The sequence below is a fragment of the Mesorhizobium sp. Mes31 genome, assembly GCF_024519675.1.
Taxonomy (GTDB): Bacteria; Pseudomonadota; Alphaproteobacteria; order Rhizobiales; family Rhizobiaceae; genus Mesorhizobium.
Genome location: NZ_JALJRL010000012.1, coordinates 1 through 12,127, shown reverse-complemented (window position 1 = coordinate 12,127; position 12,127 = coordinate 1). Strand labels below are relative to the sequence as shown.

Genomic DNA, 12,127 nt, shown 5'->3' with positions numbered 1-12,127 from the left:
TATTTCCCTGGCTGAGCATCGGATTTTCCACTTGGCCCGATGCCGCCGAAGCTTAGCGCACCACGAGAAGCGATGGCCCCATGGGCATGGCGTTGCCCATGGTGAGTTCGCTGGCATGGGCGCGGTCCCTGAGGAGCACGGTGGCGAGGCCGGCAAAGCCGAGCAGGCCCTGCGCGTAAAGCAATGCGGAAAGCACCGAAGCTGCGAATTTCGTTTTCATCGTGGCAATTCCCCAAAAAATGAATGTGTTGCAGGTCGCTTCAGGAAACCTCCGAAGTGCCCGCGCCGCCGGTGGAGCCCCCCATCGCGGCGCGGGCACTCGGTCCTCTCGGCAGCAAGTAGCCGGAGGGGCCGCGCATTCTCATCAGCCAAAGGCCGACCCGCCAGAGGGCCTTGAGCCGGGTGATGCGCAGGCTGGAAACAATCCAGACCGTGGCGAAAAACAGGGCGGTGTGCAGGGTTGAAACTTCGCTCGAGGTCATCGCCGCGAGCTTGCCAGCCGGGCTGCCGGCGATCGTGCCGACGCCGCCAATGGCTGCTGCCGCGATGCTGATCCTGAGAAACCAGGACTGCGTGTTCGATTTCGTTCCCATGGTCGTTGCCGTCTGCTTTCGTTACGTCAACTCTGACGGCGCGCTGTTTCCAGATCATGCCGCCTGAAGCTGCGCTTTGTTGCAGTTTGGTTTCGAAACTGACGGTGATTCTTTCGTATGCAGGAAATTCGCACTTTCGTTTAAGGGCAAGTCACTATGTTCCTGGCTCGGCTCTCGCCGGCAGATGGCATCGATCCTCTCTTTTCGACGCCGCGAACAGTTCCGTTTGTTAACCACGGGAAACATATTCGAAACACAAACGAGCATTTTGCGAAATCTGCCCGAAACATGACGCCGGGATAAGCGGCCATCGAATTTGGAGCCGGCCAAGCCCGGCAGAGAGAGGGACATCATGAACGCCGCCATTTCCGCCAAGCTCATCCACATCACCGCCGCCGCCCTGACGGGTGCTGCACTTCTGTTCGGCGCCGGCTCAGGCGCTGCCCACGCCGCCAACAAGATCGTGGCGCGCGTTTCGCTTTCACAGCAGATCATGGAAGTCTCGGTCGATGGCCGGCCGACCTTCGCGTGGAAGGTTTCCACTGGCGACAAGGCGCATGTGACGCCGACCGGCTCGTTCAAGCCGACGCGCATGCACGAGATGTGGTATTCGAAGAAGTACGACAACGCGCCGATGCCGCACTCGGTCTTCTTCAGCGGCGGCTATGCGGTGCATGCCACCTACGCGATCAAACGTCTCGGCCAGCCGGCTTCGCATGGCTGCGTGCGGCTGCATCCCGACAACGCCGCCGATTTCTACCAGCTTGTCGAAACGTTCGGGCCGACCAACACCAGCATCGTCATCGTCAAGTAGCAGGCTGCGAAGGCCGGCTTACCGCCGTGCGCTTCTCATGGCTCCCGCCGGAAGTGTCCAAACCGGTGGTATTGGGCGTAGCTCAAACCGGCGGTATCGAGCCCAGCCAAAAAAAGAGGCCGGAATTTTCCGGCCTCTTTTTGTTTGTCGTCTGTCCTTACGCAATTCCGGACGGAAAAACCGCCACGCACTTTTCCTGAGATTGCCCTAGGTCGGCAGTGCAGGCATCAGCTTGGGATCCGGCTTCTCGGCCAGATGAGGCAGGTCCTTGCTGGCGATGAAGGTGTAGAACATGGGCACGACGAAGAGCGTGAAGATGGTGCCGACGAGGATGCCGGTGAAGATGACCAGGCCCATCGAATAGCGGGCCGCGGCACCCGCACCGCTGGAAACGATCAGCGGCACCACGCCAAGCGCCATCGCGGCCGTCGTCATCAGGATCGGCCGCAGGCGCACCTTGGCCGAGGCGATGATGGCGTCGCGCCGCCGCATGCCGTGGATTTCGCGCTGCTGGTTGGCGAACTCGACCAGCAGGATGCCGTGCTTGGTGATCAGGCCGATCAGCGTGATCAGGCCGACCTGCGTGTAGATGTTGAGCGTGCCCAGACCCAGATTGAGCGGCACGATCGCGCCGAAGATGGACAGCGGTACCGCCATCATGATGATCAGCGGGTCGCGGAAGCTTTCGAACTGCGCCGCCAGCACCAGATAGATGACGAGAACGGCGGCGGCAAAGGCGATCAGGATGGTATTGCCCTGTTCCTTCTCCTGCCGGGACTGGCCCGAGTAGTCGATGAAGAAGGTGTCGGGCAGGCTCTCCCTGGCGATGTCCTCGAGGGCTTTCAATCCATCGCCGGTGGTGACGCCGGGCAGCGGAAGCGCGGAAATCGTCGCCGAATTCAGCTGGTTGAACTGCTCGATCGCGGCCGGCGAGGCATTTGTCGAAATCTTCACCACCGCCGACAGCGGCACCATCTCGCCCGTCACGCTGCGCACGAAGTATTGGCCCAGCTTTTCGGGATTGTCGCGGAACTCCTGCGGCACCTGCGGGATGATGTCGTAGCTGTTGGAGTCGCGGTCGAACTGTGCCACTTCGGCGCCGCCGACCAGCAATGTCAGCGTCCGCCCGATATCAGCGATCGGTAGGTTCAGCGCCGCGGCGCGGTCACGGTCGATGGTTACCGTCACCTGCGGCGCGTCATAGGCCATCGAATTCTGCACGACGATGAAGCGGCCGGAGGCCTGCGCCTTGTTCTTGATCTGCTCGGCCGCCTCGTAGACCTCGGAGGCATCGCCGGTCGAACGCACCACCATCGCAATGGGCAGGCCGCCACCGGAGCCCGGCAGCGTCGGCGGCGCAAAGACGAAGGCCTGGACACCCGCCACCTTGGCGATACGAGCCGTTATGTCGGCCTGCAGTTCCTTCGAATTGCGCTTGCGCTCCGCCCAGTCCTTGAAGGCAAAGCCAACGAAGGCGCTGTTTGTCGTGCCGCCGAAGGCAACGGCCGAGAACTGCGCCCGCGTCTCCGGAATGTCCTTCACCAGGCCGAGAATCTGGTTGACGTATGTCTCGGTGTAGTCGGACGTCGCATAGCGCGGCGCGGTCACGATCGAGAGCAGAAAGCCCTGATCCTCTTCCGGCGCCAGTTCGGTCGAGGTCTTGGTGAACATGAAGCCCGTGACGCCGACAAGCGCAAGCACGATGATCAGGGTCAACGGACGATAGTTCAGCGAGCCGGTGACGGCCCGCTCATAGACATGCTCGACCCGTGCGAAGGTGCCGTCGACAATGCGCTGGAAGCGGCCGGGCGTGCCGGCCTTCAAGAGGCGTGCCGACATCATCGGGGTGATGGTGATGGCGATGACGCCCGACAGCACCACCGAGCCGGCGAGTGTGACCGCGAATTCGCGGAACAGCGCGCCGGTCAGGCCGCCGGTGAAGGCCAGCGGCGCGAACACGGCAGCAAGCGTCATCGTCATGGCGACGATGGCCGACGCGATTTCGCGCATGCCGCTGAATGCCGCCTGCATAGGCGACATGTGGTCTTCCTCCATGTGGCGATGGATGTTCTCCACCACGACGATGGCGTCGTCGACGACAAGGCCGATCGCCAGCACCATGGCCAGCAGGGACAGAAGGTTGATCGAATAACCCACCGCAAACAAAAGGAAGCAGACGCCGATCAGCGACAGCGGGATGGTGATGATCGGCATCATCACCGATCGGAAAGAGCCAAGGAAGAGCAGGATGACGACGACGACGATGGCAACCGCTTCGGCGATGGTCTTGAACACTTCTTCGATCGAGGCGCTGATCTGCCCGGTCGCATCGTAGACGACCTCGATCGTCATGCCTTTCGGCAGCGTCTCCTGAATCTGCGGCACGAGCTTGGTGAGCGCCGCAGCCGTGGTCAGCGGATTTGCCGCCGGGGTCGGGAAGATGGCCAGGAAGGTACCGGGCTTGCCGTTGAAGCTGACCCTGGTATCGGTGTTCGCGGCGGCGAGTTCGACGCGAGCCACGTCGCGCAGGCGCACCACATTGCCGTCGATCGAGCGCAGCGGCAGCTCCGCGAACGCCTCCGGCGTCTGCAGCGTCGAGCGGACGGTGATCGAGGAGACGACATATTCGTTCTGGGTGTTGCCGGGCGCGGAGAGGAAGTTGGAATTGTTGATCGCCGTCAGCACATCCGATGCCGTCACGCCGCGCGCGGCAAGCTTGACGGGATCGATCCAGACACGCATCGAGTATTCCTGCGCGCCGAAGATCTGCACGTCGGCGACGCCTTCGACCGTCGACATGCGTGGCCTGATGACGCGTTCGATATACTCGGTCAGTTGCTCCTTCGTCATGTTCGGATTCTGCATCGAGATGTACATCATCGCGAACTGCTGGCCGGTGCCCTTGACGATGACCGGGTCCTTGGAGGCGTCCGGCAAGGTGCCGCGCACGCCCTGGACCTTGGACAGCACTTCGGTGAGCGCGACGTCCGGGTTGGAGCCGAGCTTCATCTGCACCGTCACGGTGCTGGAAGACGGTCGGCTCGACGAGGTGACGTAGTCGATGTTCTCGGTCGAGGCGACGGCGCGCGCGATCGGGGCGGAAATGAAGCCCTGGATCAGGTCGGCGCTGGCGCCCGGATAGGCCGTGGTGATGGTGATCGCCGTTTCATCAACCTTCGGATACTGCCGGATCGACAGGTTGAAGATGCCCTGGAAACCCAGGAGCAGGATCATGCAGGCAAGGACCGTGGAAAGGACAGGCCGGCGAATGAAGAGATCGGAAAAGCTCATTGCTGGTCGGCCTGCTTGTTCGCCGATTTGGTCGGGTCGATGGTGTTGTCGACGGCGACGGACATGCCATTGAAGAGACGGTTCTGTCCGGCGGTGACGACCTCGTCGCCAGCCTTCAGCCCCTCGATGATCTCGACCATGCCTTCATTGCGGCGGCCAGGCTTGACGAACACCTGCGATAGCACCAGGGCAGGCTTCTCACCTTCCGCCGCCGGCTTGGCCGCATCGGCGGCCGCCTTGTCGGCGGGCTTGGCCGCGTCGGCGGCAGGCTTCGCGGCATCGGCCGCCGGTTTCATGGCGTCGGCCGGCTTGGCATCTGCTGGCTTGGTATCCGCCGATTTGTCGGCCGCCGGCGTGGCGGGCTTTTCTTCCGGCTTGGCCGTCTGCGCTGCCGGCGCGTCTGCTGGCTTTGCCGGCTGTACCACGAATATGTAGTCGCCATAGAGGCTCGTGGTCAGTGCCGTCTGCGGCAGCGTCAGCACGTTCTGCTCCTCGGGCAGTTCGACACGCACCTGCACGAACTGGCCAGGGGTCAGCTTGCCGTCAGGATTGGCGACTTCCGCCCTGATATTCACCAGCCGGCTGGTCGCGTCGATTTTCGGGTCGATGCCGCGAACGGCGCCGGCAAACGGCATATCCCCACCGCCGAGGCCCAATCGAACCGTCTGGCCGATCTTGAGCAGCGGCAGCTGTTGTTCGGGGACCGAGAAATCGACCCGCATCGTGTCGAGATCCTGCAGCGTCACCACGGCGGTGCCGGGCGCCAGATACTGGCCGATGTCGATCTTCGGAATGCCCACCGTGCCGCCGAACGGTGCCGTCAACTGCTTCTGTTCGAGCACCGCCTGGAGCTTGGTGACCTGAGACGCGGAGGCCGAGGCAGCCGCACGCGCGGTGTCCAGCGTGCTGTCGGAGCCGACGCCACGCTTGGTCAGTTCGATGGCGCGAGCCAGCGATGTCTGATCGAGCGCGGCCTGCGCCTTCTGCGCGTCGAGATCGGCACGCTCGACGGCGTCGTCAAGCTGCAGCAGGATCGCGTTGGCCGCCACCTTCTGGTTGGCATGGAAAAGGATGTCCTTGACGATGCCTGTGGTCTCAACCGTCAGGTCGACACCGCGCACCGCCTTGACCGTACCGATCGCCTCGACGCCCGGCATCCAGCTCGACGGCTTGGCGATCGTCGTCGACACGGTCGCCGCCGGCGGTTTCATCGAGGCGAAATACTGCTTGATGCCGTTGTCGCGCAGGAAGTTGAAGCCGACAATGCCGCCGACCACGACGATGAGCACGGCCAGGACCAGAACGATGAGAAAGATACGGAGTATGCGCTTAAACAAGGAAGTCCCCTCGGTCGAAATCCGGCGCGAAGCGCGGACATCGGGACACATATCGACTGCGGGTCCCGATTTCAAATGACGGCGGTCTTACTGTACCGTCTGGACGGTCTTGTCAATTGGGCCTAAGCTTGCGATGGGAGGCGCCATGAAAGCCCGAAGATCGAATTCGCGCGAGAAAATTCTTGCCGCGGCGGCCGATGTTGCCCGCGAAACCGGGCCCGGCAGCCTGTCGCTGGATGCGGTCGCCAGCCGCGCCGGCGTATCGAAAGGCGGGCTCCTCTACAATTTCCCGACCAAGGCCAAATTGATGCAGGGGCTGGTCGAGGAGTATCTGCGCGAGTTCGAGCAGGCGCTCGAATCCGCCCGCACCAACGACAGGGGCGAAAACCCGCTCGCCGTCTATATCAGGCTGTCGGCCAATGACTGCGAGGAAACGCAGCCGTCCGCATCCTGGATCTTTTCGGCGATCGCCGAGGATCCCGATTTCATGACGCCGATAAAGACATTCAAGCGGCAGCTGTTCGAGCGGCTGAAGGGAGAGACGCCGGACCTCAAGTCGCTTTTGGTCTGCTATCTCGCCATCGAGGGGTTGCGCAGCATGAACCTCTTCGATTCGGATGTCCTGTCGAAAGACGAACGCCAGTTGCTCGTATCGTCCTTGCTGGAAATCGCCGGCTCTATGTCGCCGATGCTTCCCTGAAGCGCTCCCGACGGCGGCCCATCGCGCGTCGCTGGCCTCGCTCTACCAGCATCTCGACCTCAGCGGCGGCACCGATCAGCCGTGCCTTCGATCCGCTGTTTTCGGCGATAATGAAGACGCGATCGGGTGGCGCCTGAAAGGCCGCCGGCTCTCAAGTGACCTGACCAATGACGGCGAGCGCGCCGCCTATGCGGCGCTCAGGGAAAGACTGGCAGGGTTCGTTCCGCCTTGCCGGCTGATGCTCGGCAACCATGACGACCGGGTTTCTCGAGATGTTCCCGGGAGCCGCTACCGGGAACGGGTTCGTCCAGAGCGTCGTCGATAGTCGCGAGGGCCGTCTGATCCTGCTTGACACGCTGGACAGCGGACATGTCGAGGGCAGGCTTTGCGCGGCGCGCCTGGAATGGCTCGACGAGCGACTGCAAGAGGCGCGCGATCAGCCGGCCTTTCTCTTCATGCACCATCCTCCGTTCAGGATTCACATCCCCGAGCTCGACCGTGTCAGGCTCGCCGATGCCGATGCCTTGCACGCGATTCTGCTGCGCCACGGCAATGTCCGTCATATCTTCGCCGGGCACGTCCATCGGCTGATCGCAGGCAGCTGGCGAGGCATAGTCGTCAGCACGCTGCGCAGCACCAACCACCAGACCGCGCTCGATTTCTCGCAGAGCTGGAGCCTGGGTCACGAGCCGCCCGCCTATGCCGTGATCTTCATCGACGCGGATGGCGTGGTCGTGCATTTCCACGATTTCCCAATCGACGCCGCCTTTGCGCATTGACAGCCCAGCGAACAAGTTCCGGCTGTCCTTGCCGGGAATGACGGCATTCAGACGCCTGACTTGACGTCAGGGCCGCGCGCTTTCCAGCGAACCGTTGGGTCGCACGAGACCAGGCTCTCCCAGTCGCTTTTTTGCCCCCGGACCGGGCCGCCGGAAAGTGCCTTAAACGCATGCAAATTGGACATTAGTCTTGACAGAAATACAGATGTTCAATACCCGTCAGGCAATTGAACAGCCTGCAATGTGGGAGGAATGAGCGGTATGGCTTCCAATGTTTCGTTGACGGGCCTTGCCCGTGATCTCGAGGATCGCGCCAAGTCGGGCAAGCCCATCCGCATCGGCCTGATCGGCTCCGGCGAGATGGGAACCGATATCGTCACCCGCGTCGCCCATATGTCCGGCATCGAGATCGGCGCCATTTCCGAACTGAACCTGCCCGCCGCCAGCAGGGCGGTGGATATCGCCTTCCAGGAGACCGGTCATGCGCGCGAAGTGTCGAACGCTTCGGCGATGACGGCGGCGATGGAGGCCGGCAAGATTGCGGTCACCAACGACGCCAGCCTGGTCATCAACAACGACCTCATCGATGTGGTGATCGACGCCACCGGCGTTCCCGCAGTCGGCGCCGAGATTGGCCTGCGCGCCATGGAGCACGGCAAACATCTGGTGATGATGAATGTCGAGGCCGACGTCACCATCGGCGCCTATCTGAAGAGCGAGGCCGACCGGCTTGGCGTCACCTATTCGCTGGGTGCGGGCGACGAGCCGTCCTCCTGCATGGAACTGATCGAGTTCGTTTCGGCGATGGGCCATCCGATCGTCGCCGCCGGCAAGGGCAAGAACAATCCGCTCAACATCGATGCCACGCCGCCCGACTATGAAGAGGAAGCGAAGCGGCGGCATATGAACGTGCGCATGCTGGTCGAATTCGTCGACGGGTCGAAGACCATGGTCGAGATGGCGGCGATCGCCAACGCCACCGGGCTGGTTCCCGACAAGGCCGGCATGCACGGCCCGGCGGCGACGCTCGGCGAATTGTCCAAGGTCCTGGTGCCGAAGAAGGATGGCGGCGTGCTGTCGAGGGTCGGCGTCGTCGACTACTCGATCGGCAAGGGTGTGGCGCCCGGCGTGTTCGTCGTCGCCGACATGTCGCATCCGCGCATCTCGGAGCGCATGGAAGATCTGAAGATGGGCAAGGGCCCGTATTTCACCTTCCACCGTCCCTATCACCTGACCTCGCTCGAAGTGCCGCTGACCTGCGCCCGCGTCGTGCTCTACGGCAAGGCGGACATGGTGCCGCTGGCGAAGCCCGTGGCCGAAGTCTGCGCGGTGGCCAAGAAGGACATGAAGCCCGGCGAGAAGCTCGATGCGATCGGCGAATATTGCTACCGCGCCTGGATCATGACGGCGCCGGAGGCGCGTGCCGCCAAGGCAATTCCCTGCGGCCTGCTGCAAGGCGGCTCGGTGACCGCGCCGATCAAGAAGGGCGAGCTCATCACCTATGCGAACGCCGCCCCCGTGGCGGGCTCCAAGATCGCCGAACTGCGCGCCCGCCAGGACAAACTCGTCTACGGTACCGTGGGAGCGTGATCATGGCCGGAGCCAGCAAAGCCGTCGCGGACAGTCGTGCCAACCTGCCCTTCGTCTATCGCCAGTACAGCGCCGAGCAGCTCAAGCAGGTGCTGCACAAGATGTACCTCATCCGCCGCTTCGAAGAGGGCGCGGAGGAGTGCTACACGCGCGGCCTGATCCACGGCACCATGCACCTGTCGATCGGCCAGGAAGCCAGCGCGATGGGCATCTGCATGCCGCTTGCCGAAGACGACCAGATCACCTCGACGCATCGTGGCCATGGCCACTGCATCGCCAAGGGCGCCGAGGTCAAGCGCATGTTCGCCGAGTTCTTCGGCAAGACCACCGGCTACTGCAAGGGTCGTGGCGGATCGATGCACATTGCCGATGTCGCCAAGGGCAATCTCGGCGCCAATGGCATCGTTGCCGGCGGCATCCCGATCGCCGTTGGCGCGGGACTGTCCTCCAAGATGATGAAGACCGGCAAGGTCGTGGTCTCCTTCTTCGGCGACGGCGCCAACAATGAAGGCGCCTTCCACGAGGCCTTGAACATGGCCGCGATCTGGAAGCTGCCAGTGATCTTCGTCTGCGAGAACAACGGCTACGGCATGTCGACATCGACGGCCCGCTCGACCGCCGTCAAGAACATAGCCGACCGCGCTGCCGCCTATTCGATGCCCGGCGTCATCGTCAACGGCAACATCTTCTCCGAAGTCGCCGAGGCATCGCACCAGGCTGTCGCCCGAGCCCGCGCTGGCGAGGGGCCGACGCTGATCGAATCCAAGACCTATCGCCATCGCGGTCATTCCAAGAGCGACCGCAATCGCTATCGCTCCAAGGAGGAGATCGAGGACTGGATGTCGAACCGAGATCCGATCACCCTGTTCGAAAGCGAGCTGCGCGAATTCGGCTTCATCGACGACAAGGGCATCGAGGCCATTCGTGACGCGGTGGCGCAAGAGATCGCCGACGGCATCGAGTTCGCCAAGGCGAGCCCGTCTCCGGATATCGGCACCATTCAGGATTATGTCTATACGGAGCAGGCTTGATGGACGCGATGGTGCGTGAACTGAGCTACGCCCAGGCGATCCAGGAAGCCATGGCGATCGCCATGGACATGGATGAACGCGTCTTCCTGATGGGCGAGGATATCGGTGTCTATGGCGGCGCCTTCCAGGTCACCGGCGATCTGGTCGAGCGTTACGGCACCGAGCGGGTGATCGACACGCCGATTTCGGAGCTGGGCGGCGCCGGCGTCGCGGTGGGTGCCGCCGTCACCGGCATGCGGCCGATCTTCGAGTTCCAGTTCTCCGATTTCGCCACGCTCGCCATGGAGCAGATCGTCAACCAGGCGGCGAAGATGCGCTTCATGCTGGGCGGCGAGGTTTCGGTTCCGGTGGTAATGCGGTTTCCCGCCGGCTCCGGCACCGGTGCGGCGGCCCAGCACAGCCAGAGCCTCGAGGCCTGGCTCGGCCATGTGCCCGGGCTCAAGGTCATCCAGCCGGCGACGCCCCATGATGCCAAGGGCATGCTTTTGGCGGCGGTCGCCGATCCCGATCCGGTGATGATCTTCGAGCACAAGCTGCTCTACAAGATGAAAGGCCCGGTGCCGGAAGGCTACTACACGGTGCCGATCGGCAAGGCCGACATCCGTCGCGAGGGCCGTGATCTCACCATCGTCGCCACCTCGATCATGGTGCACAAGGTGCTCGAAGCCGCCGCGGCTCTCGAGGCCGAAGGCATTGACATCGAAGTCGTCGATCTCAGGACCATCCGGCCGATGGACAAGCAGACCGTCATCGATAGCGTCAAGAAGACGTCGCGGCTGATGTGTGTCTACGAAGCGGTCAAGACGCTGGGCATCGGCGCCGAGGTCAGCGCCATGATCGCCGAGAGCGAGGCGTTCGATTACCTCGACGCGCCGATCGTGCGGCTGGGCGGCGCCGAAACGCCGATCCCCTACAATCCCGAACTGGAAAAGGCGACGGTGCCGCAGGTCCCCGACATCATTGCCGCCGCGCGCGACCTCGTGAAAGGGGTTCGCTGAGCGATGCCGACCGAAGTCATTCTTCCCAAGGTCGACATGGACATGGCGACCGGACAGATCTCGCGCTGGTTTGCCGAGGAAGGCGCCAGGGTCAAGAAGGGCGATGTGCTGTTCGAGATCGAGACCGACAAGGCGGCGATGGAGATCGACGCGCCGGCCAGTGGCGTCCTGCGTAACGTCACCGGCAAGGAGGGTGTCGATATCCCGGTCGGAGCGCCGGTGGCCTGGATCTATGCCGACGATGAAGCGTATGGGACGGGCGCAAAAGATAACGATAGCGCGAAGCGGGAGAAGGCCGAAGCACCCACCTCCCCCCCCGATGGGGGAGGTCGCGCCGCAGGCGCGGGTGGGGGTGAACCCACCGCCGCAACCCCCACCCCGGCCGGAAGGCCGGCCGACCCTCCCCACAAGGGGGAGGGTGAAGGGGGTACCCGCGCGACTCCACTGGCTCGTCGTCTTGCCCGTGAGTCGGGTCTGAACCTTTCAGCCATATCGGGCACTGGCCCGCATGGCCGGGTGGTCAAGGCCGATGTCGACGCGGCGATTGCCGGCGGTGGCGCCAAGCCTGCCGCGAAGGCTGCGCCCGCTGGGGCTCCGGCCGCTGCTCCGGCCGTGCCAGTAAAGGCGATGTCGGACGATCAGGTGCTGAAACTGTTCGAGGAAGGCTCCTACGAGCTCGTCCCGCATGACAACATGCGCAAGACCATCGCGCGCCGCTTGGTCGAGGCCAAGACCACCATCCCGCATTTCTACCTGACGCTCGACTGCGAGCTCGATGCGCTATTGGCGCTACGCACGCAGATCAATGCGGCGGCGCCGATGAAGAAGACCGAAAAGGGCGAGGTGCCGGCCTACAAGCTGTCGGTCAACGACATGGTCATCAAGGCGATGGCGCTGGCGCTGAAGGCGGTGCCGGATGCCAATGCCTCGTGGACCGAGAGCGCCATGGTCAAGCACAAGCATGCCGATGTCGGCGTTGCGGTGTCGATTCCCG

Annotated in this window: 11 protein-coding genes; 7 read left to right on the top strand and 4 right to left on the bottom strand. The window is 63.2% G+C overall.

Going from position 1 to position 12,127, the window contains the following annotated elements:
* Window positions 1-52 precede the first annotated feature (52 nt).
* Together NR193_RS20420 and NR193_RS20415 are read right to left on the bottom strand one after the other, a co-directional pair.
* Entirely contained in the window at window positions 53-220 is a 168-nt protein-coding gene (locus NR193_RS20420; RefSeq protein ID WP_256752580.1) for a hypothetical protein, read from the bottom strand.
* Between the two features lie 40 nt (window positions 221-260).
* On the bottom strand, window positions 261-593 hold the full coding sequence (locus NR193_RS20415; protein WP_256752579.1) for a hypothetical protein: 333 nt from the start codon (window positions 591-593) through the stop codon (window positions 261-263).
* Window positions 594-945: 352 nt separating this feature from the next.
* Between NR193_RS20415 and NR193_RS20410 the strand changes: the two genes are divergently transcribed.
* The gene (locus NR193_RS20410; protein ID WP_256752578.1) at window positions 946-1,407 is read left to right on the top strand and encodes a L,D-transpeptidase; all 462 of its coding nucleotides are present in this window, start codon (window positions 946-948) and stop codon (window positions 1,405-1,407) included.
* 207 nt (window positions 1,408-1,614) lie between these two features.
* Here the strand turns inward: NR193_RS20410 and NR193_RS20405 are convergent, their stop codons facing one another.
* Window positions 1,615-4,698, bottom strand: a complete 3,084-nt coding sequence (locus tag NR193_RS20405; protein WP_256752577.1) for an efflux RND transporter permease subunit — start codon at window positions 4,696-4,698, stop codon at window positions 1,615-1,617.
* Complete coding sequence (locus NR193_RS20400; protein WP_256752576.1) at window positions 4,695-6,035, bottom strand: efflux RND transporter periplasmic adaptor subunit; 1,341 nt, start codon at window positions 6,033-6,035, stop codon at window positions 4,695-4,697. The genes NR193_RS20405 and NR193_RS20400 overlap by 4 nt, the downstream gene beginning before the upstream one ends.
* Before the next feature lie 145 nt (window positions 6,036-6,180).
* On the opposite strand from NR193_RS20400, the gene NR193_RS20395 reads away from it, so the two are divergent.
* The 6 genes from NR193_RS20395 to NR193_RS20370 form a co-directional block, all read left to right on the top strand.
* Window positions 6,181-6,735 carry a TetR/AcrR family transcriptional regulator gene (locus tag NR193_RS20395; RefSeq protein ID WP_256752575.1) on the top strand — a complete coding sequence of 185 codons (555 nt, stop codon included), beginning with the start codon at window positions 6,181-6,183 and terminating at the stop codon, window positions 6,733-6,735.
* Window positions 6,736-6,986: 251 nt separating this feature from the next.
* The gene (locus NR193_RS20390) at window positions 6,987-7,514 is read left to right on the top strand and encodes a hypothetical protein (protein WP_256752574.1); all 528 of its coding nucleotides are present in this window, start codon (window positions 6,987-6,989) and stop codon (window positions 7,512-7,514) included.
* 261 nt (window positions 7,515-7,775) lie between these two features.
* Window positions 7,776-9,104 (top strand): NAD(P)H-dependent oxidoreductase, encoded by a 1,329-nt coding sequence (locus NR193_RS20385; RefSeq protein ID WP_256752573.1) that lies wholly within the window; start codon window positions 7,776-7,778, stop codon window positions 9,102-9,104.
* 2 nt (window positions 9,105-9,106) lie between these two features.
* The gene (locus NR193_RS20380; RefSeq protein WP_256752572.1) at window positions 9,107-10,135 is read left to right on the top strand and encodes a thiamine pyrophosphate-dependent dehydrogenase E1 component subunit alpha; all 1,029 of its coding nucleotides are present in this window, start codon (window positions 9,107-9,109) and stop codon (window positions 10,133-10,135) included.
* The gene (locus tag NR193_RS20375; protein ID WP_256752571.1) at window positions 10,135-11,133 is read left to right on the top strand and encodes an alpha-ketoacid dehydrogenase subunit beta; all 999 of its coding nucleotides are present in this window, start codon (window positions 10,135-10,137) and stop codon (window positions 11,131-11,133) included. Before NR193_RS20380 ends, NR193_RS20375 begins: the two co-directional genes overlap by 1 nt.
* A 3-nt stretch (window positions 11,134-11,136) precedes the next feature.
* Window positions 11,137-12,127: 2-oxo acid dehydrogenase subunit E2 (locus tag NR193_RS20370; RefSeq protein WP_256752570.1), on the top strand; the 991-nt coding region annotated here is incomplete at its 3' end.

What these genes read in the sequence shown, in the direction of transcription:
- NR193_RS20390 (WP_256752574.1), top strand. Translation starts at nt 6,987, where the DNA reads ATGACGACCGGGTTTCTCGAGATGTTCCCGGGAGCCGCTACCGGGAAC.
- NR193_RS20420 (WP_256752580.1), bottom strand. Translation starts at nt 220, where the DNA reads ATGAAAACGAAATTCGCAGCTTCGGTGCTTTCCGCATTGCTTTACGCG.
- NR193_RS20410 (WP_256752578.1), top strand. Translation starts at nt 946, where the DNA reads ATGAACGCCGCCATTTCCGCCAAGCTCATCCACATCACCGCCGCCGCC.
- NR193_RS20395 (WP_256752575.1), top strand. Translation starts at nt 6,181, where the DNA reads ATGAAAGCCCGAAGATCGAATTCGCGCGAGAAAATTCTTGCCGCGGCG.
- NR193_RS20375 (WP_256752571.1), top strand. Translation starts at nt 10,135, where the DNA reads ATGGACGCGATGGTGCGTGAACTGAGCTACGCCCAGGCGATCCAGGAA.
- NR193_RS20415 (WP_256752579.1), bottom strand. Translation starts at nt 593, where the DNA reads ATGGGAACGAAATCGAACACGCAGTCCTGGTTTCTCAGGATCAGCATC.
- NR193_RS20385 (WP_256752573.1), top strand. Translation starts at nt 7,776, where the DNA reads ATGGCTTCCAATGTTTCGTTGACGGGCCTTGCCCGTGATCTCGAGGAT.
- NR193_RS20380 (WP_256752572.1), top strand. Translation starts at nt 9,107, where the DNA reads ATGGCCGGAGCCAGCAAAGCCGTCGCGGACAGTCGTGCCAACCTGCCC.
- NR193_RS20405 (WP_256752577.1), bottom strand. Translation starts at nt 4,698, where the DNA reads ATGAGCTTTTCCGATCTCTTCATTCGCCGGCCTGTCCTTTCCACGGTC.